This is a genomic window from Bacillus sp. cl95 (assembly GCF_900115925.1).
Lineage (GTDB): Bacteria > Bacillota > Bacilli > Bacillales > Cytobacillaceae > Neobacillus_A.
Genome location: NZ_FOYF01000013.1, coordinates 1 through 23,311 on the forward strand (window position 1 = coordinate 1; position 23,311 = coordinate 23,311).

The 23,311-nt window shown below is 34.4% G+C and carries 21 protein-coding genes; 15 read left to right on the forward strand and 6 right to left on the reverse strand.

Annotated features, from left to right (window positions below):
- Positions 1-246: 246 nt before the first annotated feature.
- Complete coding sequence (locus tag BMZ31_RS19415) at positions 247-429, forward strand: hypothetical protein (RefSeq protein ID WP_090833575.1); 183 nt, start codon at positions 247-249, stop codon at positions 427-429.
- A gap of 198 nt (positions 430-627) precedes the next feature.
- The gene (locus BMZ31_RS19420; protein WP_090833576.1) at positions 628-2,562 is read left to right on the forward strand and encodes an ATP-dependent nuclease; all 1,935 of its coding nucleotides are present in this window, start codon (positions 628-630) and stop codon (positions 2,560-2,562) included.
- A gap of 630 nt (positions 2,563-3,192) precedes the next feature.
- Here BMZ31_RS19420 and BMZ31_RS19425 read toward each other — a convergent pair.
- The 4 genes from BMZ31_RS19425 to BMZ31_RS19440 are packed head-to-tail and all read right to left on the reverse strand — an operon-like array spanning position 3,193 to position 9,925.
- Positions 3,193-3,762, reverse strand: coding sequence for a hypothetical protein (locus BMZ31_RS19425; RefSeq protein WP_090833577.1), 570 nt, complete (start codon positions 3,760-3,762; stop codon positions 3,193-3,195).
- 26 nt (positions 3,763-3,788) lie between these two features.
- On the reverse strand, positions 3,789-5,438 hold the full coding sequence (locus BMZ31_RS19430; RefSeq protein ID WP_090833578.1) for a site-specific integrase: 1,650 nt from the start codon (positions 5,436-5,438) through the stop codon (positions 3,789-3,791).
- A gap of 22 nt (positions 5,439-5,460) precedes the next feature.
- Positions 5,461-8,727: a helix-turn-helix domain-containing protein gene (locus BMZ31_RS19435; RefSeq protein WP_090833579.1), complete on the reverse strand. Its 3,267-nt coding sequence runs from the start codon at positions 8,725-8,727 to the stop codon at positions 5,461-5,463.
- A gap of 31 nt (positions 8,728-8,758) precedes the next feature.
- Positions 8,759-9,925, reverse strand: coding sequence for a site-specific integrase (locus BMZ31_RS19440; RefSeq protein WP_254778933.1), 1,167 nt, complete (start codon positions 9,923-9,925; stop codon positions 8,759-8,761).
- A gap of 167 nt (positions 9,926-10,092) precedes the next feature.
- Between BMZ31_RS19440 and BMZ31_RS19445 the strand changes: the two genes are divergently transcribed.
- Both BMZ31_RS19445 and mntR read left to right on the forward strand, forming a co-directional pair.
- Positions 10,093-10,731 carry a type IA DNA topoisomerase gene (locus BMZ31_RS19445; RefSeq protein WP_302846864.1) on the forward strand — a complete coding sequence of 213 codons (639 nt, stop codon included), beginning with the start codon at positions 10,093-10,095 and terminating at the stop codon, positions 10,729-10,731.
- 79 nt (positions 10,732-10,810) lie between these two features.
- On the forward strand, positions 10,811-11,230 hold the full coding sequence (gene mntR, locus BMZ31_RS19450) for a transcriptional regulator MntR (protein WP_090833581.1): 420 nt from the start codon (positions 10,811-10,813) through the stop codon (positions 11,228-11,230).
- A 46-nt stretch (positions 11,231-11,276) separates the two neighbouring features.
- On the opposite strand, the gene BMZ31_RS19455 is transcribed toward mntR, so the two are convergent.
- Complete coding sequence (locus BMZ31_RS19455) at positions 11,277-11,486, reverse strand: DUF3892 domain-containing protein (protein ID WP_254778934.1); 210 nt, start codon at positions 11,484-11,486, stop codon at positions 11,277-11,279.
- A gap of 132 nt (positions 11,487-11,618) precedes the next feature.
- On the opposite strand from BMZ31_RS19455, the gene BMZ31_RS19460 reads away from it, so the two are divergent.
- Entirely contained in the window at positions 11,619-12,302 is a 684-nt protein-coding gene (locus BMZ31_RS19460; protein ID WP_090833583.1) for a class I SAM-dependent methyltransferase, read from the forward strand.
- A gap of 15 nt (positions 12,303-12,317) precedes the next feature.
- Positions 12,318-13,010, forward strand: coding sequence for an AIM24 family protein (locus tag BMZ31_RS19465; protein WP_090833584.1), 693 nt, complete (start codon positions 12,318-12,320; stop codon positions 13,008-13,010).
- Positions 13,011-13,061: 51 nt separating this feature from the next.
- On the opposite strand, the gene metA is transcribed toward BMZ31_RS19465, so the two are convergent.
- Positions 13,062-13,967, reverse strand: coding sequence for a homoserine O-acetyltransferase MetA (gene metA / locus BMZ31_RS19470; protein ID WP_090833585.1), 906 nt, complete (start codon positions 13,965-13,967; stop codon positions 13,062-13,064).
- A gap of 174 nt (positions 13,968-14,141) precedes the next feature.
- Between metA and BMZ31_RS19475 the strand changes: the two genes are divergently transcribed.
- From BMZ31_RS19475 to BMZ31_RS19515, 9 genes are all read left to right on the forward strand, one after another.
- Positions 14,142-15,830, forward strand: coding sequence for a formate--tetrahydrofolate ligase (locus BMZ31_RS19475; protein ID WP_090833586.1), 1,689 nt, complete (start codon positions 14,142-14,144; stop codon positions 15,828-15,830).
- 67 nt (positions 15,831-15,897) lie between these two features.
- Positions 15,898-16,437: a hypothetical protein gene (locus tag BMZ31_RS19480; RefSeq protein WP_090833587.1), complete on the forward strand. Its 540-nt coding sequence runs from the start codon at positions 15,898-15,900 to the stop codon at positions 16,435-16,437.
- 14 nt (positions 16,438-16,451) lie between these two features.
- Entirely contained in the window at positions 16,452-16,928 is a 477-nt protein-coding gene (locus BMZ31_RS19485) for a glutathione peroxidase (RefSeq protein WP_090833588.1), read from the forward strand.
- A gap of 182 nt (positions 16,929-17,110) precedes the next feature.
- Complete coding sequence (locus BMZ31_RS19490; RefSeq protein ID WP_090833589.1) at positions 17,111-17,953, forward strand: DegV family protein; 843 nt, start codon at positions 17,111-17,113, stop codon at positions 17,951-17,953.
- A 141-nt stretch (positions 17,954-18,094) separates the two neighbouring features.
- Positions 18,095-18,742 (forward strand): HD domain-containing protein, encoded by a 648-nt coding sequence (locus BMZ31_RS19495; RefSeq protein WP_090833590.1) that lies wholly within the window; start codon positions 18,095-18,097, stop codon positions 18,740-18,742.
- Positions 18,739-20,628: an ABC-F family ATP-binding cassette domain-containing protein gene (locus BMZ31_RS19500; RefSeq protein ID WP_090833591.1), complete on the forward strand. Its 1,890-nt coding sequence runs from the start codon at positions 18,739-18,741 to the stop codon at positions 20,626-20,628. Before BMZ31_RS19495 ends, BMZ31_RS19500 begins: the two co-directional genes overlap by 4 nt.
- 54 nt (positions 20,629-20,682) lie before the next feature.
- Positions 20,683-21,825 carry a conserved virulence factor C family protein gene (locus BMZ31_RS19505; RefSeq protein ID WP_090833592.1) on the forward strand — a complete coding sequence of 381 codons (1,143 nt, stop codon included), beginning with the start codon at positions 20,683-20,685 and terminating at the stop codon, positions 21,823-21,825.
- 86 nt (positions 21,826-21,911) lie between these two features.
- Positions 21,912-22,346, forward strand: a complete 435-nt coding sequence (locus tag BMZ31_RS19510; protein WP_090833593.1) for a BrxA/BrxB family bacilliredoxin — start codon at positions 21,912-21,914, stop codon at positions 22,344-22,346.
- 65 nt (positions 22,347-22,411) lie between these two features.
- The gene (locus BMZ31_RS19515) at positions 22,412-23,191 is read left to right on the forward strand and encodes a class I SAM-dependent methyltransferase (RefSeq protein WP_090833594.1); all 780 of its coding nucleotides are present in this window, start codon (positions 22,412-22,414) and stop codon (positions 23,189-23,191) included.
- Positions 23,192-23,311 lie beyond the last annotated feature (120 nt).

Below are 23,311 nucleotides of genomic sequence, written 5' to 3' on the forward strand. Positions count from 1 at the left end.
ATTCTTTATTTATTCTCCATCAAGATCACATTTTAATTCAGTATGATAAGGAAGGAAGTCACCTTTTTTCTTTATTGTCCAGGAAAGATTGTGAATTATTGTACTTAAACTAACGGGTGCGTTGATCTAGGAAGAGGATTAACCGCCTTTTTTGTTGAATTCCTTATTGAACAAAAGGGGCAGGTTAGTTGAAGACGTAACGTCGACTATAATAAGTACAAAGATATATTTAAAGGAGTTAATTATATGAAACCAAAATATTGCCCAAATTGCGGGAAGAGTTTTGACGACGATTCTTTAGTGAAGTCATTTACTGGTCTTATCTTTAATCACAATGAAAAAGATGAAATATCAGTACCGGTTAAAGGTTGGGGGATTGAATGCACTAATTGTGATTGGACTGGAGAAATCCTACCCGATAATGAATAAACAATCTTCAACTAACGGGGGCTTTAGTTTAATAAAATAAGAATTTTAACGTCAGTAGGATACTGTCTCTTTTTGATTTTTTCGAACAAACTAAAATATAAAATATCGTATTCGAATAGCTCATAAATAAAGGGATTTCCCTTATCGTTGTTGAATAATGTATAATTATGGAAGTTTAATAGTATATTGGGGGAAAAAATGAAGTTAACAAACGTAGAAATAAAAAACTACAAATCAATAAGACATATTGATTTATATATAGGTTATCTTACAGCTATTGTTGGTAAAAACAATTATGGTAAATCTGCAATTTTAGACGGGATACAATGTTTCTATGGAGAAAAGCAAATTGATGATGACAACTTCCATTTAGGAACAAAAGAGGGAATAGAGATCACGCTTACTTTTTCAGAGTTAGGCGACAAGGATATCGAGAGATATTTTGATTATAAATCAATGAGGAGAAAAACATTACTCAAAATAAAAGAGAGTAATGGAGACAAATCCAAAGAGGAAAAGCTACTCCAAAAACTCAAAGAAACAAGAGATAAAAAGTTTACTGAATCAATTGAAAAACTTAATCTTTCATATCCAGATGAACAAGAATTTACAATATCCTTTCATAAAGCGAAGAGTGGTAACGGAGTATATAAAATAAACAATGATTTTATACTCTCCAGAGGTGATGTTTTAAAGTTCGTATCACCAATTAAAGTTATATCTGCAATTCGAACTCCTGATAAGGAGACAACAGCTGGAACTAAAACGAATATGAAGGAATTAATCTCCTTATTGCAAGACGGAGACAATTCAAAAGATTTTATTGAGGTTCCTCAATTTGATAAAAAGCTTTCATATGATGAGCTTAAGGAGCTTATCTCTCAAAAAGAGGAAAAAAAGTGTTTTTATTTAACAGAGGATTTAACCCGCAATTTCCAAAATGCAATTAATACAGATTCTTTATCGGTGAGAGTTAAGATTGATAACACATTTAAGTTTGACTTTAAATATAAAACAGTATTGATAGACAAGGACTTGCCAGATAGAGAAATTGATATTCTTTCGTGTGGAACAGGTCTTCAAAGTATGATGATACTTTCAATCTTACAAACCTATATTAAAATGAATAATAACAGTGATTTTATCCTGTTAATTGAAGAACCAGAAGTATATTTGCATCCATCATTACAAAGGAAAATGATTAATACGTTAAATTCAATTAGTGAGAATAATCAATTTCTATTAACTACTCATTCCCCTATTATTGTGAGTAAGATTGATAAATCCAATGTACATTGCGTAAATAAAGAAAGTGGTGTAACTAGACTTGTAGATGCCTCAGCCGAAAACATTATTGATGAATTGGGCATTCAAATAACTGATATTCTTAATAAAAACGCAGTCGTATTTGTTGAAGGAAAAGATGATAGTATTCTTTTTAAGCAATTAATTGATAAGATTGCTGAAAACAAAGGTTATGGAGTACATTTTACAGACAGACAAATTGATATTATTCAAACAGATGGATTTGACAAAATGTGTTTCTATGCAAATGCTAAGATTCTTCACAAAGACGCTGTAAGAACACCATTCTGGGTAATAACAGATTCCGATGGTGTAAATGTAGAAGATAGAAAACGTTTTTTAATAGACAAGGGTTTGTCCAATGGTGTGCGATTATTATCAGACCAATTAAAGGTATTAACTGAATACGCAATTGAATCGTATTTCTTGGATCACACTCTTCTTAATACTGTTTTTGGTATAGAGTTAGAAGCAGCACAAAAAATGTGTGATAGATATTTTCTCAAATATGAAGAGGAAAGATTAAAAGTTCAAAGAAACCAAGCAAGTAAAAAGAACTTCCAACAAAACTTTAAACCCAAAATTATTTTCTCAAATTTAGGAAAACAACCAGCTACTATAGAACATATTCTTACTTCTTATTACGGTGCTGATGAAGAATTTAAAAGTACGAGAACTGGTTTAATACAGGAATGGGAACAAAAGGAAGAACCTATCTCTTATGTTCTAGACAAATTAACCTTAGAACAACTTAAGGAGACTAAAATGGTAGAAATAGTCTCGTTACTTGAAGATGTAGTTGATATTGTTCAAGAAAACCAACGATAACGTTTTATTAGAAAAATATGTTTAAAATTTATGATAAAGTCTTGATCAACTAACAGGTGAATTACTTGAAGATCCGGCTGCCAATGGCAGCTTTTTGTTTTATTCAACTAACGAAGCAGGTTAGTTGAAGAAGGAAACCGATAATGACGTGGAGAAATACTACTCATATTGTTAAGAGGGGGGATAAAGAATGCCTACTGAAGAAGCTAATCGAGATTTGGAGATTTTGATACATTTCAGAAGAGATTCGTTTTAGATGAAATTAATAAAAAAGATGAGTTCGGGTCAGGGGTATTACATTATTCTATAGCTGGTCAAAATTATGATATAGCGTTGTTCCTTATAAATAATGGTGTTCACGCTATACTCAAGGTAAAGGTAATGTATGTCGAATCCTTCCATAATGGTTGCGGTGAATTATGGTGAAATTACTTAGGACGCCTTTTATATTTTATTATATATTGCAATATCATAAAATCCTGATTATCTACAACATGCAGGTGTAATTTTTGGAGAATTGATGTAAAGAAAACCCGTATATACAAGGAATTATAATATTCTTGTATATACGGGTTTTCTTCATAACTAACTTTCTGATTTTTAATTAACCATTCAATACTATTACAAGATTCAGGTTTGGAAAATTTTAGGGAACATCTTTTTGAAATCTAAACAAAGTGCGTTTTCAAGGTTACTTTTATCAATTGAGATCAAATTTTTATTAATTCCATTTTCCCTTCTACTCGTACCATATGAACTTCCAACAATAATTTGCTCATATTCATTTATGGTAGCATTTAGATCAACTATTTTTTGTTTCTCTTTCTGGAGTTTCTCTTCTAATTCCACAATTTTGTTTTGTTGCCTAATGTTTTGTTCGTACAGGGAGTGAATAACGCCATTTAAATGACTAAGTGCATCAATTAAGAGCTTTGAATTTCCCTCATACCGTTTAACTATTGCTTCAATATTGGGCAAAGGTAAGGGTTCAATATCTTTGTTGCTATAAACAAATGGTTTGTTTATTCGGTTTATTTGGTCTTTCATTCTCCTAGACCAAACATGTCGTTTTATTCCAGTTACCTTTTCTAAATCTGACGGTGTAATTTTTCCGGGCTTTTGGGTGGCATACAATATTAATGTTTCCTCTAACTGCTTCTGTGTATATTTTTCAGGTGCTCCTTTTCCTCGTTTGCTCAATTTAATAACCTCACAATGTAAAGCTGTTATTTATCAACATTTTTTGGAATATGAGAATCAACAATAGATTTTTGTAATAAGAATCTATTCAATTCATTTGAAGCCGAAGATAATTCTTCTTGATCTACAATTGAATACTTTAAATTAGGTAAGTCATATTTCATTTTGTGTGATAAATACTGTAAATAACTAACCCGTTCGTTGATTTTTCGCTGAAGATTTAAAGAATAGTCAAGTAACCAGTCTGATCCTTTATTTAATTCTTTCTCCTTAGGGTGAAATTGATAAAATTTACAGTGTCTACACTCCCCTGGACAATCAAATGGAAAATCCAAATTAAGGCAGTAACCAAAGTCTACAGGTAAATAATCGCTAAAATCTTTATCTTGATATAGTTTGTATTTCATAAGTACTTTCCGATTTTCTTCAGTGAAATTTGCTTGAGGTAGCTTTTTATCAATTATTTTAAAACGTCTATGTTTTTCGGAAAGATTGTAAACCCACGATTGGGCAAAATACTCTAAATGACCCCAATAGTGTTGCTGCTTATCTAAACGTTTGTGACCTCCGATTCTTGCAATGGTTAACATATTAAATCCCTGTAGCATCATATTACAGAAGGCGAAGTGTCTGGTATCTCCTGGGCTTATTTTATCTTTTCCTGTGTAGTAATATTTTTTCTTAAGAATTTCTCTATAATATTGATCAATCAGGGAATCAAATTGTCTCCTTGGTAGAAATTCAACTTGTTTTGTAAAATCACTTCCAAAGAAGGTTTTATACTTTTCATAATATTTATAAGTAATCAAATAATCGCTGTCATCCTCCGGTAATAATCCGTTTTTAAATTCTTCAATTAAATCAAATATTTCTTTGTTTATCTTAACTGTATCTGTAATATCGATTTCTCTATTAGAAGTAGCTTTTTCCTTCTTTCTTGAAACTTCAAGAAAATAAGAATCATTTTTTTGATAGTTACATTGTCTCTTTGTTTTTAAGAATTCAATTGGCCGTAACGGAATAATGGATGTGATTTTCCACCATAATATTATAGGAAAGAACCTTTTCTTTTCATCTTCAGAAGCTTCATTAATAAATTCCTCAGTTTTCTCATCGAAAAATAATACATGACTATAAAAGGGAAGTGCTCTGCTTTTTTGAATATTATTCGAAAATTGAGAGCATAAATCTAAGAATTCATCGGCATCCTGAAATTCAGTGAAATTGAAGAAAACGCGAAGATATGTGGCTATATCATCTTGTTTAGCATAATTAGACGTAGATATAAGATCTTCTAAATCAGATAAGTAGTCCGTATTTAGCCCTTTGGTTATTTGGATTACTTCTTTAATAGTATGAATAACCGATTGAATATGGTTAATTGAATACTCTTCATTAATTAAGGATAATGCCCAGCACTTTAAAGCAAGGTTTAGTTTTTTGTAGATTTCTATATCGAATACTAAAGTTCTATTATTTTGATCTTTATCTGTTAATATCCATTTCGTATCTGAGAAAGATTTGGCTAATATAACTCTAGCCGAAGCCCAGTTCTGAAATAATTGTTCATATTCTTCAAAGGTACTTTGATCAGTATTGAAAATTCTTGTTTCAATGGAAATAAGGTCAACTGTCTGGCCTGAGGTGATATGAACACTTTTTGTTTCTAGTGCCATGAATGGATTCTCCTTGTTCACATTAATTTGAGAGAAGGTTGTTCTTTTGGCTAAATTTAGAAGGCTGATTAAACTTCATATATTTCTTATTATCATTCATTAACAGGACCAGAGCGTTAAAATCTAAGAATGTCGATACAAATTCCTTCCCAAGGTCATTAATGGCCTGGTTGATAATATCGAGTATCTGTAAGATATAAAGTGTGTCCCTATATCTAATAAGTTCAAATTCTGTTTTTCTTATTGAGTTCGATAAACTTTTTAATTCTTCAACTATGTTCAAAAGAACATAATCTTTTGGAATAAGGTTGCTACACCCCATACAAGTGATACGAGAAGGGTATGGGCATTCAGGATAAGAAATGCATTGGGTGTGGGGCATTCGAGCAGGCATTTCGCCTTTTAATAATTTCATAATGGTATCTTTCAGTTGGTCTTTTGCCATATTTCTTAAATAAGTCATAGTGTTTTGTCTTTCGCTTTGTTGTTGCAATAGGAAATAAGATATTCCCTCAAGCTGATTGGGAGAAAAGTCTGCCTTATATGATTGAATAAGTAATGTTCGTTGCTCTAGGTCAAATGTTCGACTGTTTTCTCCGAAGGTTAGACTAATAATAAAGTTATATAACCAACCAAAGTGACCACGATTAAATAAATTTACAGAAACTTTGTCTAAAGAACCATCCTTATTAGTTGCTTGAATATATTGTGAAATAGAGTCCTTATTTGTATGGGATCTCATTCTGGAAGCAGCTTGATTTGATATTTCTGGGTGTATTCCAGATTCCGTTACTACATAAAAAAAATGAGTTAGGAGTGAACGATTCATTTTTAGGCTAGAAAAAGGTGGTAATTCAAAATTGGTAGAGAAAAATTTGGAGAATCTCGAATTAGTATTTCCAAAAGAAGTTGGTGTGCCTAATAAAGTATTTTTTTTGTTTTTTCTTCTATGTAATTCGCAAATAATTAGGGCTGTTGCAGTAGGAATCACCATATCCTTATTACAAAGAAATTGTCCAAATGCTCTGTTTTTGGAAATGTATACTTTGCCACAGGCTAAAGAATAATGGTTTATTATCCGTTGACATTCTTCAAATGAAAGGTTATTATTTGAAAAAAATTCAAAGGATAAAATATTTACGTCTTTGATTTGTTCAATTTCAAGATTAGGTAATTCGGATATTATTGTATTTTTTCTCCATGCATTAATCATGTGCATAATAACAAACAACCATGTTTTTGCATAAGTATATGACAGTATTGCATTACTTATATGAGAATTAAGATTCTCATTGCTACTTACATAACTATAAAATGTAAGAAATGTCTCTTTATCATAGATTTCTTTGTCAATTCTATGATTATCTTTATATTCCACTTTATATTGTTTTTTAAAAGTACAATCTACTTCCTTGGTGCAGAAAATTAAAAAGTATGTAAATGTGATTTTGTGGGAATCGGGAAGTGAAGTATTATTTAGTATTGCATCGATTTCATTATCAAATGCTAAGAAAATATCTTTATCCAATAATTCGACAATCGAATTCAAGGTATTGTACAAATGTAAAGCTTTTGTTCTAAAAGTTTTGCTTATGCCATTTGTTTTTCCAATTTGCATTAATGCAAATTTATTAAATAACACAATAGTTTTTGCTAGTTCATTTGGATAAACGAGTTTGCTAACTTTTTGGTTGAATAATTCAATAGCCTCTATAGAATAATCTATTACTGAAAATCGCTTATAATGAACTACATCTTCTTTCTTTATGAGTAAATCTGTATTATTCAGACGAAATTTGTTTGGATTTATTCCATTAATTTCTTTATTTTCTATTAATGTTTGTAATTCTACAGAAGAAATATTTAAATGTTCAGCTGCTTGTTCTAGGGAAAAGTATTCTTTGGGTATTTCTCTTAAATGCAAATAGGTTTCTATCTCTTTTTTAGAAATAAGGATTACTTGATTATTATTTCTTTTTACTGAATTAAAATGTTTTCTCTTTATCAATTGCTTTATATCTTCTTCTGTACATGCTAATAGCCTCGCACATTCCTCAAGATGAATATACCCTTCAGGTATAGTTTTCCGTTTAATGTAATCCTCTAGTTCAGTATCTGGAATAACATATTTGTTCAAATACTTACAAAAGTAGGCATTAGGAAACTCACCGTTGTGAAGTAAGGTTAAAACAGTCGAGTCGTCCCTTGAAAGTTTTTTACATGCATCTTGGACTGTGATATAGCCTTCAGGCAAAGATGAAACCTTTAAAAATTCGCTAATATCTTGTTCATGAATGTACATTCTACCCTTAATTTTTAAAGTTTTTTGAAAGTGTTTTTTTTGATGAAAATAATTTTTTAAGATTTGTGGATGCCTTGAGACTTTTTTTGCTGCATTGTTTAATAAGGTATAACCATCTGGAATTAACAATGTCTTACCATATTCTTGAACTTCACTCTTTAATATCATCTTCTTGTTAGTGACCTTATGAATTATTACATCATTAAAAAAGCTTTGTCTTATTAGTTTATTAATAGTTGTATTGCTTATATCGAGTAATTTAGCAGCATCCGTTATGGTAATATATTTGGATATAAATAATTGATAATTTTTCACATCCAAAGATGGAACAAGGTATATCTGACCATTAAAAGGTGATTTTATTACATTCGGGAAAATATCCATATTGATCATTTTACGAATTTTTTCACTTGCTAAATTTAATGAATTTGAAACTTCTTCAACCGTTAGGAAATCGCGATCTATTTGTTTTTTTTCATATAATTTAACTTCTTGTATAGATATTATTTTTTCGTCCTTATACACGCTTGGTGAGATAAATACGTTACTTTCTATTAAATTTAATATATCTTTCTTTGTAAGGTTAAGACGAATTGCTGTATCTTCTAGCGACAAATATCCTTTTGGAAATATGCATTCATCTTTTACACTAACTTCTAAATATTTTCTCAACTCGCTTTCTTGATAATAATGTTCTCTGGAACTTTTAAGAGATATAAAGGGTACATTATTATCCTTAATGACATTAAAAATTTTAGTTTTAGAAAAACCAAAAACTTGTATAGCGTTTTTCATTGTAATGTATCCCTTTGGGATTTCAGTAGATAAGTAGACCTTTTCAAGGTTAATAACATCTGATTCGGGTATTTGGTAGTTACTCCCGTTTTTTGTCGTGTTTGGTAAGCGTCCGATTTTGATCCAATGTTGTATGTTTGCTCTTGTTTTATTTGTTCTTTCACATAATTCTTTAATGGTATAGAATCTCAATGAAACCACATCCCTAGTGTAAAAATAATCTCTATGTATATAAAAGTTCTAGATAGTTCTCCAAGTTTCTTTTCATTCTTTTAGTATTTGCCATATAAGGTAATGAACTATTAATATCTTCATCACCACGAAGGAGAGCTATTTCCTGAGGGTTCTCTGCAACTTCTGCAATCATATTCGTAAATATACCTCTTCCAATGTGTGTAGACCAATCACTATTTTTTAATGCAACTGCTGCAATTTTGTCATGTGGATTTTCAGAAAGTATTAGTGATTTAATGAATTCTTTTTTTAATATTCTAAAATAATATCGGTAGCTACTGCCTGACATTGGCTTACCATGTTTATTTAAGAAAAGAGCTTCGGAGGTGTTGGATATAGCATAATTTTCATAATGATCTTTATATAAATTTTTCAACCAGTCTCTGAATCCTAGAACAAGTTGATCCCTTGTTTTTTTTACATAATTGCTACCTGAGGTATCTTTTAAATCAGTCCGAAATTGAGTTTTTTCAATATTTAGCATTAATCCATCAATTCCATAAGGTCCTATAGTTTTTATGTCATATTTCTGTATGTTCACTACTTCACCAACTCTTAATCCTCCGAAAATTTGCAAGTAAATTCCCAAAGCAATTGGATTGACTATTATTGAAGCTAATTCTAAAAACCTTAAGATATATACTTCTGGTAAATTGTGCTCGACGTTGTTAGCCCTCGGGCTTGGTAAGATTACGTTATTAAACGGTGGTCTATTATTGATTGCATTTTTCTGTAAGAGATATTTAAATAGTTGAAAGAGTGTTCTTTGATATGACAAAACCGTTTCTCGAGATTTTTTATCAAAGGTCTGTTGATTCAAAAACTCAGTCGCATGTTCTATATCTAAGTCTGCTAGATTCGAGATTCCTAATTTCCTTTTGTTTCTTATTAAATAGTTTAAAAAAGAACATAAATTACTCGCATGAGATTTCATTGTATTGTATGACCTATGCTTCCAATGTGTAAAAATAAAATCAGTTAGGGGGTGAATAATGGAATGACTTGTTAAATTATTTTTAATTGCAATTACTGCATGTTGCCTATAAATTGGGTTGTTGAAATTATCTCTACCTGCCATTATCCAAATAGACTTAATAACAAATTTTACCTTTTGTAAAATATCCTCATTCATTAACACAACTTTTTGATTTACCAACTGGCCCTCCTTGAATTGTGAATATTTTAAGAATTACATATATTAATAATATTGTATTTTATAGTTTGTCTGTGCACAATAAAAAATAAGAATAAAAGAGAAAACTGATGTATACTAAGGCTCGTGGCGATTAATTATGTACATTTGAATTATGCACATAATTTTTAATATACGGGACAGAAGCAACAAGAGCTGGAATTATCACGATGTTAAAAGACCGTCACTATATCGAAGTTACGAAAAATGTTGTATATGCATCTGCAAAAGGGAAAATCCTAATTGATGCTATTGGAGACCAAATTCTCGCCTCCCCTGAAATGACAGCAAAATGGGAACAGAAGTTGAAAGAAATTTCAGAGGGTGCCGCGTCACCTAAACAATTTATGGAAAACACCAATAAGATGATTCAGCACGTTGTAATTGAGGGTGCTAAGATTTCTAACCAGTGGTCTTTTTCAGAGGATGATCGAAATAACTTCACACCAGGAAAGAAGAAGCAGTTTGGTTCACCTACAAAATTGGGATCTTGTAAAAAATGCGATGGGCAAATTGTGGACAAAGGAACTTTTTATGGGTGTACGAATTATAAAGTGAATAAGTGCAATTTTAGTATGTCAAAAAAAATTATGGGTAAGTCCATAACACAAAAAGCAGTTAAACAATTACTTTCTAATGGGAAAACCGAAATTATAGAAGGCATTAAGAATAAGGAAAAAACGTTTAATGCGAGCCTGATTTGGGACCTAAACGAACAAAAAGTTAAGTTTCATTTTGAAAATAATCAACCTTCTTTATCAACTAAATGATGTCTTGGCTTGTTTGACACCAACATCTATAGTAAAATTTTAATGATTATTTTTTTTAGAGAGTAATGGAGGTTTAGGGATGCCAACACCTAGCATGGAAGATTATATAGAACAGATATATTTACTTATAGAAGGAAAAGGATATGCAAGGGTATCGGATATTGCTGAATCGTTATCTGTTCATCCCTCCTCAGTAACGAAAATGGTTCAAAAATTAGATAAAGATGAATATTTAGTGTATGAAAAATATAGAGGCTTAAGTTTAACACCAAAAGGAAACAAAATCGGAAAGCGTCTTGTATATCGTCACGAGCTGCTTGAGCAGCTTCTGAAAATCATTGGTGTAAAAGAAGAAAATATTTATGATGATGTTGAAGGAATAGAACATCATCTAAGTTGGGATTCCATTGATCGCATTGGTGATTTGGTTCAATTTTTTGAAGAAGACCCAGGTAGAATGGAAGCACTAAGACTTATTCAAAAACAAAATGAAGAATAATTGAAAAGTGAGTCAAAAAAAGCACCTGGAATAATCCGGGTGCTCTTTAGTATATATACGGAAATTGTTCGAACGAAAGATTTTCAGTTGGAGATAGTAAGGTTGCACCTTCTTCTTCAGCGATAGATACTCCAGTTATGACTCCGGATTCAATTTCTTCAATTGCCTTCCGATAAGAAATAATTCTGCCACTTGATGTTTGGAAACTGATGATGTCTCCAAATTGATTGCGATCTAATGCCACCAATTGTTCCACATTGATCCCTCCTCCTAATTCTCTAGCAATTAGTGTTGCACGATTGGAAGAAATATAAACAAAAAGGAATTAAGTATTTCTTAGCGAACTATAATCATAAAGGTTATTCTGTTTTGAAAGGATGATAGGTAATTGGATGATTTCAATTGGAGTTCAGAGTCTGAACGGCAATGGAATGAAAGGTCAGCTATATGGCACTCAAAGAGTAAGGATATGTGGGAATCTGGTAGTCGTAAGGATGTTGTCCCCTTTTTCCAATCTATCGTTCCTACTGGTTCAAGCATCTGGGATTTTGGGTGCGGAGATGGCTATGGCACCATAAAGCTTGCTAAGGCAGGATACCATGTGACAGGGATCGATGTTTCGGAGGAAATGATTTCAACGGCGCGTGAAATGGCAAAAGGGATTAACGCTCATTTTCTAAAAGGTAACATAGCCAAAGTGGATATAGATAGGAGTTCTATAGATGCCGTCATTGCCATCAATTCTCTTGAATGGACGGAGAATCCATTAGAAGTGTTAATGGAAATGAAGCGTGTTATTAAGCCTTCAGGTTACGCTTGCATTGGCATTCTAGGGCCGACTGCCATGCCTAGAAAACATAGTTTCAACAGATTGTATGGTGAAAAAGTGATATGTAATACCATGATGCCCTGGGAATTGCAACAACTTGCAGAAGAGAACGGGTGGGAAAAAGTCGCTGATAAAGGTGTGTACAAAAGAGGAATAAATCCAGCAATAATTGAGATACAATCTCTCGAATTAAAGCAAGCTTTGTCTTTTATGTGGATCATGATCTTTAAAAATGTAAAATAGAAAGGATTTGAAAAAATGAATCGTTATTCTATCGAAAGTTTTGTTCAACAAACAAAACAACAGGATAAAGGGGAGGGCTTATTTGAACTCGAAACAGCCCGGATGCTCGAAATTAACTTAAATGGCCAGGTATGGGCGAAGACTGGTGCAATGGTATCCTACCGAGGAAATATCAAATTTGAACGTGAAGGGATTTTTGAACACGGACTTGGGAAGTTGTTTAAGAAGGCATTGACTGGTGAAGGTACTTCACTTATGAAGGCAAATGGAAATGGAAAATTATACGTGGCCGACCAAGGTAAGAAAATATCGATATTGAACTTACAAAACGAATCGATTTTTGTAAACGGAAATGACTTGCTTGCTTTTGAACCATCCATTACTTGGGATATAAAATTGATGAAAAGAATAGCAGGAATGCTTGCGGGTGGATTATTCAATGTTAGGCTAGAAGGAAGTGGGATGGTTGCCATTACTTCACATTATGAACCATTGACATTAATCGTCACTCCTGACAGCCCCGTATTTACAGACCCGAATGCGACAGTGGCGTGGTCAGGAAATTTAACACCTGAATTTGTAACTGATATTAGTCTCAAAACATTAATAGGCAGAAGCAGCGGTGAATCTATTCAGATGAAGTTTTCCGGTGAAGGATTCGTCGTTGTGCAGCCATATGAAGAAGTTTATTTCCAACAACAAAGTTAAGGATAAAGGTAAAGGCAGCTTAAAAAAGCTGCCTTTTGATTTGTATTCTTTTTACCAATAATAGGGCGTTTCTTGGTAGACGTAATAATTCAGCCAATTCGAAAAAAATAGATGGGCATGGGAACGCCAGTTGTTTTTGGGAATTAATAAGGGGTCATCTTCAGGGAAATAATTCTTCGGGATCCCAATGGCAAGACCTTTATTCAAATCCCTTTTATATTCATCCGCCAAGGTTTCGGTCTCGTATTCCAAATGTCCAGTTACCATAATATTTTTACCGTCATTAGAAACGATAATGAATGCACCTGCTTCTTCTGAACAGGATAATAATCTCAATTCAGGATGTTTACGTATTTTTTCTGTTGAAACATCAGTATTTCGGGAATGTGGGGCAAGAAATGTATCATCGAATCCTCTAAGTAGCTTTTCGTTTTTCTCCAATACTGTATGGAAATATATCCCGGAACATTTTTCAGCCAAATCAAATTTTGATATTCCGTAGTGGAAATATAAGGCGGCTTGTGCCCCCCAGCAAATATGCATAGTTGATGTAACATGAGTAATGGACCATTCCATAATTTCCTTCAATTCTTCCCAATACTCAACTTCTTCAAAATGTAGAAGTTCAACAGGTGCTCCTGTTATCACAAGTCCATCAAATTTCTTGTCCTTAATTTGTGGGAATTTCGCATAAAACTGAGCTAAGTGATTTGAACTAGTGTTTTTTGAGATATAACTACCTGTCTTTAAAAATGAAACATTTACTTGAAGGGGAGTATTTCCTAGAAGACGTAAAAGCTGTCTTTCTGTTTTTTCTTTTTCAGGCATCAAGTTCAAGATAAGGATGTTTAATGGACGAATATCCTGACGAATGGCAGATTCAGTATCCATCAAGAAAATATTCTCTTTCTCTAACACCTCTCGCACAGGTAATCCTCTCGGTAAATTTATTGGCAACTCCTCAACTCCTCTATGACTGAATTTTCAATTATCTCAATTATATACGAAAGGATTTGAGACACAAATACCTCTCCTATAAATTAATTTGAAATTTAATTTTTCCTTTGTTTTATCTAATTTGATACAATAATGTAGGTTCAACCTAATAAATATCTTGGCGGGGGAAAAATGATGGATATTAAAACAAATTTTAAGACCGACATTGAAATTGCTCAAGATTCACAGATGAAACCGATTGTAGATATCGCTAATGAAATGGGTCTTAATGAAGATGATTTAGAATTATACGGTAAATATAAGGCGAAAATATCGACTGAAGGTCTTAAGAAATTATCACAAAATGAGATGGGTAAAATTATCCTCGTAACCGCCATAAACCCGACTCCTGCTGGAGAAGGAAAATCAACTGTGACAGTCGGCCTTGGCGATGCGTTTAGACGATTAGGAAAAAAGGTTGCTATCGCGATGCGTGAACCATCTTTAGGACCGACAATGGGAATAAAGGGAGGCGCTACAGGAGGCGGTTATTCACAAGTATTGCCAATGGAAGATATCAATTTGCATTTCACTGGAGATCTTCATGCAATAACTACTGCGAATAATGCTCTTGCGGCACTTATAGATAATCACATTCAACAAGGGAATGAACTACATATTGATCAACGTCGTATCGTGTGGAAACGTGCACTAGACCTAAATGATCGAGCACTTCGAAAAGTAGTTATCGGTCTTGGTGGCCCGTTGCAAGGTGTGCCCCGTGAAGACGGTTTTGACATTACCGTTGCTTCAGAAATCATGGCTGTACTATGTCTTGCGAATGATATTAACGATTTAAAACTCAGGCTATCTAAAATGGTCGTTGCCTACAACTTCCAAAAAGACCCTGTTACTGTGGGTAACTTAGGAGTGGAAGGCGCTTTAACACTACTCTTAAAAGATGCTGTAAAGCCAAATCTTGTCCAAACAATTGAACATACACCGGCAATTATCCATGGTGGTCCATTCGCCAATATTGCACATGGGTGTAATAGTGTTATTGCTACGAGAACGGCTGCTAAGCTAGCAGATTATGTTGTCACTGAGGCTGGTTTTGGAGCTGATCTTGGAGCTGAAAAGTTCTTGAATATTAAATCGCGAAGTGCAGGTATCAAACCTGAAGCTGTTGTTATTGTTGCGACAATAAGGGCATTAAAAATGCACGGTGGAACACCGAAGACGGAACTCGCAAAAGAAAACCTGGATTCCTTAATAAAGGGTTTTGCGAATCTTCAAAAGCATATTGAGACCATTAAAGGTTTTGGGTTACCGTGTGTTGTTGCGATTAATCGCTTTCTTTCAGATACCGACCTTGAAGTTAATGCAATAAAAGATTGGTGTAATCAGCAACAAGTACCTGTAGCATTAACTGAAGTCTGGGAAAAAGGTGGCGAAGGTGGAGTCGAACTTGCAGAAACATTACTCCAAATGATTGAGAAGAATGAAAATCATTTCAAACCACTTTATGACTTATCTGTATCACTTGAAAAGAAAATCACAACCATTGTTCAGCAAGTTTACGGTGGGAATGAAGTCGACTTTTCTCCCAAAGCTAAAAAACAACTAGTTGACTTTGAAAAATTCGGATGGTCTGTATTACCCGTTTGTATGGCTAAGACTCAATACTCACTGTCAGATGACCCATTAAAATTGGGCAGACCACAAGACTTCTCCATTACAATTCGAGAACTAAAACCTTCTATAGGGGCTGGCTTTATCGTTGCTTTAACAGGGGATGTAATGACGATGCCTGGACTTCCTAAAAAACCTGCTGCTCTTAACATGGATGTAGATGAGCATGGAAATGCTTCAGGTTTATTCTAGTAAGGAGCTATATATATAGGATGTATAGAGGCTATGCTAATAGTTTTCTTAAGAAAAGAGGTACAACATGTTTGACCCTACTGCTTTTGACAATATGAAGGTAGTCTTAGAAGGCACAATATACGATTTGGACATTGATGGTGTAATTAACGTAATAGATAGAAATGACTTGATGAATCTCGCAAAAATGTCTCGTGAATTTGACGTCAGCTTTGAAATGGCTGGAGAAAAGCAATTCCCAATCGTGGCCAAATTTCATCTTAAAGCGAAGTTGGAAAACCTGGCATCAGAACTACTACTGGAAGCAAAAAATTCTAGTATAGCGGGATGTCATTTGGAGCTATCTTTTTCATTTATGCACAAGAATGAACAAGTATATTTTGAACGCATAAACGATTTGTTCCTTTCTATTTGGGGGGAGAATAGAAGTATCTTACAAACTGCAACCTTCAATCCTTTCAAAAAAAATGATTATATTAACAACAAAGTCAAAGTTGGGTTTCATCGCGTAATTGAAGAGAGCCAACTTGATGATCTAACAGAAGTCGTTCCTTATATGTTGGATACGATTAAGAAGATCAATTATGTTTTACAAGATACTCATTAAGGAAGGGTGAGAGGATGTCTATATACGAGTATATTGTAGAGACGATAAAGGGAGATGAGGTCTCATTAAATCAGTATCGAGGTAAGGTACTGCTAATTGTAAACACTGCGAGTAAATGTGGTTTTACGCCACAATTCGAAGAACTTCAAGAACTTTATAAATCCTACGAGTCACTGGGCTTCGAAGTGCTCGGTTTCCCGTCCAATCAGTTCATGAATCAAGAACCTGGTAATGAAGAGGAAATCCTTACTTTCTGTCAGTTGAATTATGGAGTTACCTTTCCTATGTTTTCTAAAATAGACGTAAATGGGAAAAATGCACATCCTGTGTTTGGGTTTTTAGCCGAGGAAGCCCCTGGGCTGCTGGGGATGAAAGCTATCAAATGGAATTTCACCAAATTCTTGATTGATAGAGATGGAAATGTCGTGAAGAGGTTTGCGCCCACAGATAAACCTTCTGAAATGAGAAAAGATATTGAAAAGCTATTATAAGATGAAGGGCTAGCCAGATGATCGGGCTAGCCCTTTATTTTGAATTAGAGCAATCTTTAAAGCATGAATTTTCAGATTCTAGTTTACATTTTCCAGTGGAAAAGTTAGATTTAGAATATAAATATTCTGAATAGTTTATAGAGATAAAAAATATTATAAAATTAAAAGGGGGAAATAAGGGTATGAAAATTGCATGGGTAACAGATAGTACAGCCTTTTTAGATGAAGACATGAAAAAAAATCCCGATGTCTATACAATACCTCTTTCCGTGTTAATGGATGAAGAAGAGTTCTTAGATGGTATTGATTTAACTGCCAGAGAACTTTTCGATAAATTGAAGACTCTTAAAAATCCACCAAAAACTTCACAGCCGTCAGTTGGTGCTTTTCAGCAATTGTATGAAAGCCTTTCCAAAGATTATGATCAAATTGTTTCCATCTTGTTATCTTCTAAACTAAGTGGGACATTTTCATCAAGCCAACAAGCTTCACAACTCGTTGATATTCCTGTATTAACAATTGATTCTAAAATTTTATCCTATCCTTTAACCGCTTTAATAAAAAAAGGAATGGAAATGGTCGCACGTGGCGATTCCCTTGAGGTAGTAGAATCAAATCTCAAGAAAATTATTGATACTAATGAAACAATTGTGCTGATTGGCAGTCTTGAGCAACTTCACAGAAGTGGAAGAATGTCTGGACTTAAGTTTTTGCTTGGTAGCATGCTCAGCGTGAAGCCAATTATTTCTATCGTTGATGGAGTATTGCATATTAAGGAAAAGGCTAGAAGTGAAAAAAAAGCGAAAGACAAAATTGTTGATTATTTACGATCATCATACGAGAAACATAGATTCAAAGAGGTTTACATATTGTATGGACTTCATTTAGAAGTTGCAGAAAACTTCCGTAATGAATTAAAAGATGAATTCCCAGAAGTAAGTTTCGTTTGTTGTCCATTAGGGGCCACAATCGGGGTTCATGCAGGTGAAAATACTTTAGGAATTAGTTGGTTCAATGCTTTATAAATCTATAAACATTGTTTCTCCATTAGATGGAGAAACTTAGTAAAAGCTTGCCAAGGGGTGAGCTTTTTTTGTACTCAAGATGGATGAACTGATGGTCATAATAGTTTTATGTTAAAATAGTTCACGAAAGAGGTGACTGATTTGACAAAAGATATCATAAAAGTAACAGAAGCATTTGTGAAATCGGAACTTGGTGAAGACTCTACTGGACATGACTGGTATCATATTGAACGAGTTCGCAATAATGCGATGAACATAAATAAAGCTGAAAAAACCGGTGACCCATTTATCATAGATATGGCTGCCTTACTGCATGACATACCAGATGAAAAACTAAATGATAGTGTGGAATGTGGAAAAAATAAGCTAGAGAAGTTTCTTGAATCAATTGAACTAGAAGTAAGTGCTAAACTACATATCATGGAAATAATAAATACGATTTCTTATAAAGGTGGTCATGGGAAAACGGTTTCTACTATGGAGGCAAAGATCGTCCAAGACGCGGACCGATTAGACGCCATTGGTGCAATTGGGATCGCGAGGACATTCGCTTTCGGAGGGAAAAAAGGTCAATTAATATATGACCCTTCAATCCAAACAAGAGTGCAGATGACAGAAACAGAATATCGGATGGGAAAATCATCGTCCATCCATCACTTCTATGAAAAGCTCTTAAAGCTAAAAGATTTAATGAATACTGAGACGGCTAAAAAGATGGCAGAAAGTCGACAAGAGATGATGGAGACATTTCTCGTGCAATTTTATAACGAATGGGATGGAATATCATGAAGATGCTAACGGCAGATAAAGTTTCAAAAACATATGGTGAAAAGAAATTATTTGATCAAATTAGTTTCACCATTGGTGAAAAAGAAAGAGTAGGATTAATCGGGGTTAACGGTACGGGGAAATCATCCTTATTAAAGATTATTGCGGGAGTGGATTTCCCAGACAGTGGAGAGATTCTGACGGGTAAAGATTATTCGATTTCTTACCTAGATCAACAACCGAATATGGACGGGGAACTAACTGTTATAGAGCAAGTTTTCCAAGGTGATGCTCCGATATTTCAACTGATGAGAAAATATGAAGCTGTTTTAGTAAATCTGAATGTATCACCTGAAAATTCTCAAATGCAAGAAGAGCTTTTCGGGCTTCAAAAACAGATGGATGCTCTTAATGCGTGGGATACAAATACAAACGCAAGAACGATTCTTACAAAATTGGGAATTGATAACTTCAATAAACAAATCAGTGAATTATCGGGTGGGCAAAAAAAGAGGGTTGCGTTAGCGCAAGTCCTCATCCAAGCATCGGATTTGCTCATATTGGATGAACCAACGAACCACTTGGATTTTGATTCAGTAAAGTGGTTAGAAGATTATTTAAGTCGATATCACGGCTCACTATTAATTGTAACGCATGATCGTTATTTTCTTGATCGGGTTACAAATAGAATTTTTGAACTTGATGGCGGACAATTGTATTCTTATAAAGGAAATTATGCAGACTTTCTTGAATCAAAGGCTGTTAGAGAAGAAAATGACGCTGCAACCTCAGAAAAAAGGAAAAATCTTTTTAGACGTGAGCTGGAATGGATTAGAAGAGGCGCTAAGGCAAGGACAACAAAACAGAAGGCAAGAATTCAACGATTTGATGATTTGTCTGAACAGGTCGGCGCAACAAAGTCTAATGAAAAACTGGATATTTCTTTAAGTGGAAGTAGACTTGGGAAACAAGTTTATGAATTAAAGAAAGCATCCAAGAAATTTGGAAAACAGACCATTTTAGACGAGTTTGACTTGTTACTCAAACCTGGCGATCGCATGGGCATAATAGGGAAAAATGGAACAGGTAAATCAACCTTATTGAATATTCTGGCCAACAGAATTCCTCTTGATAGTGGCGAAATCGTAATCGGTCAGACTGTTAAAGTTGCCTATTATACTCAAGAAAGCGAAGATATGGACGAAAACATGAGGATGATTGAGTATATTAAGGAAACGGCTCAAGTTGTGGACACAACCGATGGGAAAACGATTTCTGCTGCCCAAATGCTCGAAAGATTTCTTTTTCCGACCTATACGCATGGAACTCCAATTAGAAAATTATCAGGCGGAGAAAAACGTCGCTTATATTTATTGAAAATCTTAATGACTGCCCCCAATGTTCTCTTATTGGACGAACCAACAAATGATTTAGACACTCAAACGCTGACCATTCTCGAAGACTATTTGGATGAATTTCCTGGCGTTGTTATAACGGTTTCCCATGACCGCTATTTCTTGGATAAAGTGGCAGAACAACTAATTGTCTTGGAGGGACAAGGAGCAATCAAGACATTTTACGGCAATTATACAGAGTATCTTGAGAAGGAAACAGAACTAGTAAAATCGAAGAATACCGACTTTTCTGTTGAAGTAAAGCAAAAACCAAGAGAACGTGAGAAAAAGAAGAGAATGACTTACCAGGAGAAAAAGGACTGGGAAGAAATTGACGATAACATTGCAGCCACTGAAAAGAGATTAGAAGAAATTGCCGTTGAATTGGGAAAAACGGGCAGTGACTTCACCAAGGCACAAACCCTTATGAATGAAGAAACAGAATTAAACGAAAAACTGGAGCAACTAATTGAGAGATGGTCGTATCTTGCTGAACTGGCAGAGAGTCAATAATTTTCAGTTCGATAACATTGAACAATCAATTACCAAAATAAGAGGGAGAATATCGTGAAAATTATATCTATCGAACCCACACCAAGCCCCAATACAATGAAGATTATCTTGAATGAAGAGATTCCAATGGGGAAAAGCACGAATTATAAAAAGGAACACCGTGAAAGTGCACCACCAATCATTGGGGATATATTGAACATTGATGGTATTAAAGGGGTATACCACGTTGCAGATTTCCTTGCGGTTGAGCGAAATTCAAAATTCGACTGGAAAGACTTATTGCAACAAATAAGAAAAGCCTTTGGGGATGAAACTGAGCAATCAGGTTCTGAATCAAAAGAAATAAACGAACATTACGGAGAAATCAATGTATTTGTTCAAATGTTCAAAGATATTCCTATGCAAATCAAGTTAACCGACGGATCAGTTGAAAAGCGATTCGGACTTCCTGAAGTTTTTTCATTGGCGATTTCAAAGGCAGAAAAGCCTGGTGATAATGTAGTCATGATGCGTAAATGGAAAGACTATGGTGTCCGCTATGGGGAGTTAGAACATGTAGGAAGCGACTTAGTCGAAGAAATTGCCGCTGCATACCCTCCCGAACGTTTGGAAATGCTTGTTAACCGGACCGTGGTCGAGAAAGAGGCATCCGGTACTCAACAGACATCACCAAAAAGAATAAAATTAACTGAAGAAAAGCTAAAGGATCCTGATTGGAAAGTCCGCTATCAATTACTTGAACAGATGGACACTCCAACAATTGAGGATCTTCCACTGCTGAATATGGCTTTGATGGATGAGAAACCATCCATTAGAAGGCTTGCTACTGTCTATCTTGGTATGATTGAAGACAAAGCGGTTTTGCCATATCTTTATAAAGCGCTAAAAGATAAAACGGTAACAGTGAGACGAACAGCTGGAGATTGTTTATCAGACTTGGGCTTTGAAGAAGCTTCAGAACAAATGACCGAAGCTTTAAAAGACGATAGCAAACTTGTCAGATGGCGAGCAGCGATGTTTTTATACGAAGTGGGGAATGAAAAAGCACTTCCTGCTTTGAAAGATGCGGAGAATGACAGGGAATTTGAAGTAAGCCTGCAGATCAAGATGGCGATTGAACGTATTGAGGGTGGCCAAGCTGCAAAAGGTTCAGTTTGGAAGCAGATGACCGAGGTTAGGAAAGGTACGACCGAATAATTAACAATGAGTAATGCGAATTGCAAAATTTGCTTGGATTATAGTATGCTTACAACATCGGAAAAAGAGAATTGGGGGAATTTTAAATGTCTATGGCATATGAAGAATACATGAAACAAATGGTTAAACCAATGCGTGATGAATTGACACGTGCTGGCTTCGAAGAGTTATTGACAGCTGAAGCAGTAGAAGACTTCATGGAAAAAACAAATAGCACGACTCTTGTAGTTGTAAACTCAGTATGTGGATGTGCTGCAGGTTTGGCTCGTCCAGCAGCAACTCAAGCAGTATTGCAATCTGAAAAGAAACCTGCAAACCTTGTGACTGTTTTTGCCGGTCAAGATAAAGAGGCAACTGCAAAGATGCGAGAATATTTTGGGGGAATTGAACCATCATCTCCATCAATGGCTGTTATGATAGGGAAAGAGGTTGTTCACTTCATTCCACGTCATGAAATAGAAGGAAATTCAATGGAAGCAATTATGCAAAATCTTCAAAATGCATTTGACGTAAATTGCTAATAATTAAAAAATAGGGTGTCAATTGACACCCTTTTATTCTTTTTAGACATAGTGAGTGATAAGAAATGTTTGTGACAACGGCTGGAAGAACGAATGAAAAGATGATTGAAGAAGCAAAGAATGTTGCTCTAGAATTAAAAATCCCTTACATACCGAGGAACAAACGATCAATTGAAGACCTCCAACGAGTAGTGGGAAGCGGTTGTATCGTAGTCGGAAAAGACAGACTCGAACTATTCGGCCAGGAAAACCTTTCACCATTCTTCTTTCATCCTAATTCATCAATGTTTCGGATAAAAAGACTTCAGAATGGTGGAAGTGACACACTTGTTGAAGCAGCTAAGTTGGAAAGAGGTATGAGTTTTCTCGATTGTACGTTAGGTTTGGCTTCAGACGCTATTGTAGCAAGTCATGTTGTTGGGAGCTCCGGCTTAGCCGTAGGAATAGAAGCTCAAAAATATTTGGCCTACCTTGTAACCATAGGTTTAAGCAAATGGGATTCCGGCAATGAAGAAATGAACATTTCAATGCGTCAAATTAAAGTTTTTCATGAAAACTCCTTGGAATATCTAAAAAAAGTTCCTTCTGAAAGCTTTGATTGTGTCTATTTAGATCCGATGTTTGAAAAGAAGATCACTGAATCTGATGGCATTAAAGCACTGGATTCTTTCGCTCTTCACGATGATGTTACAGAAGAGCTAATGGAAGAGGCTCGCAGGGTATCCATAAGAAGAGTAGTCATGAAGGATCACTACTTAAGTCATAGATTTGAGAGATTTGGTTTTGAAGTCAATATACGAAAAACGGCAAAGTTTCACTTTGGAGTAATCGAAAAGAAAGCCTAATTGAATGGTTTTTCGGCTTCAGCAACTAAATAGTGTTAATAGTTTCACTTTTTTAACAAAAGAAGTATAATTATCCGTAAGCAACCCACTTGTTAAATTAGTAGAATCGTTGCTAAAAGC

Excerpts from the sequence above, each read along its gene's own strand:
- BMZ31_RS19490 (WP_090833589.1), top strand. The coding sequence starts at position 17,111 with ATGAAAATTGCATGGGTAACAGATAGTACAGCCTTTTTAGATGAAGAC.
- BMZ31_RS19465 (WP_090833584.1), top strand. The coding sequence starts at position 12,318 with ATGAATCGTTATTCTATCGAAAGTTTTGTTCAACAAACAAAACAACAG.
- mntR (WP_090833581.1), top strand. The coding sequence starts at position 10,811 with ATGCCAACACCTAGCATGGAAGATTATATAGAACAGATATATTTACTT.
- BMZ31_RS19510 (WP_090833593.1), top strand. The coding sequence starts at position 21,912 with ATGTCTATGGCATATGAAGAATACATGAAACAAATGGTTAAACCAATG.
- BMZ31_RS19415 (WP_090833575.1), top strand. The coding sequence starts at position 247 with ATGAAACCAAAATATTGCCCAAATTGCGGGAAGAGTTTTGACGACGAT.
- BMZ31_RS19500 (WP_090833591.1), top strand. The coding sequence starts at position 18,739 with ATGAAGATGCTAACGGCAGATAAAGTTTCAAAAACATATGGTGAAAAG.
- BMZ31_RS19480 (WP_090833587.1), top strand. The coding sequence starts at position 15,898 with ATGTTTGACCCTACTGCTTTTGACAATATGAAGGTAGTCTTAGAAGGC.
- BMZ31_RS19515 (WP_090833594.1), top strand. The coding sequence starts at position 22,412 with ATGTTTGTGACAACGGCTGGAAGAACGAATGAAAAGATGATTGAAGAA.
- BMZ31_RS19430 (WP_090833578.1), bottom strand. The coding sequence starts at position 5,438 with ATGGCACTAGAAACAAAAAGTGTTCATATCACCTCAGGCCAGACAGTT.
- BMZ31_RS19475 (WP_090833586.1), top strand. The coding sequence starts at position 14,142 with ATGGATATTAAAACAAATTTTAAGACCGACATTGAAATTGCTCAAGAT.
- BMZ31_RS19420 (WP_090833576.1), top strand. The coding sequence starts at position 628 with ATGAAGTTAACAAACGTAGAAATAAAAAACTACAAATCAATAAGACAT.
- BMZ31_RS19485 (WP_090833588.1), top strand. The coding sequence starts at position 16,452 with ATGTCTATATACGAGTATATTGTAGAGACGATAAAGGGAGATGAGGTC.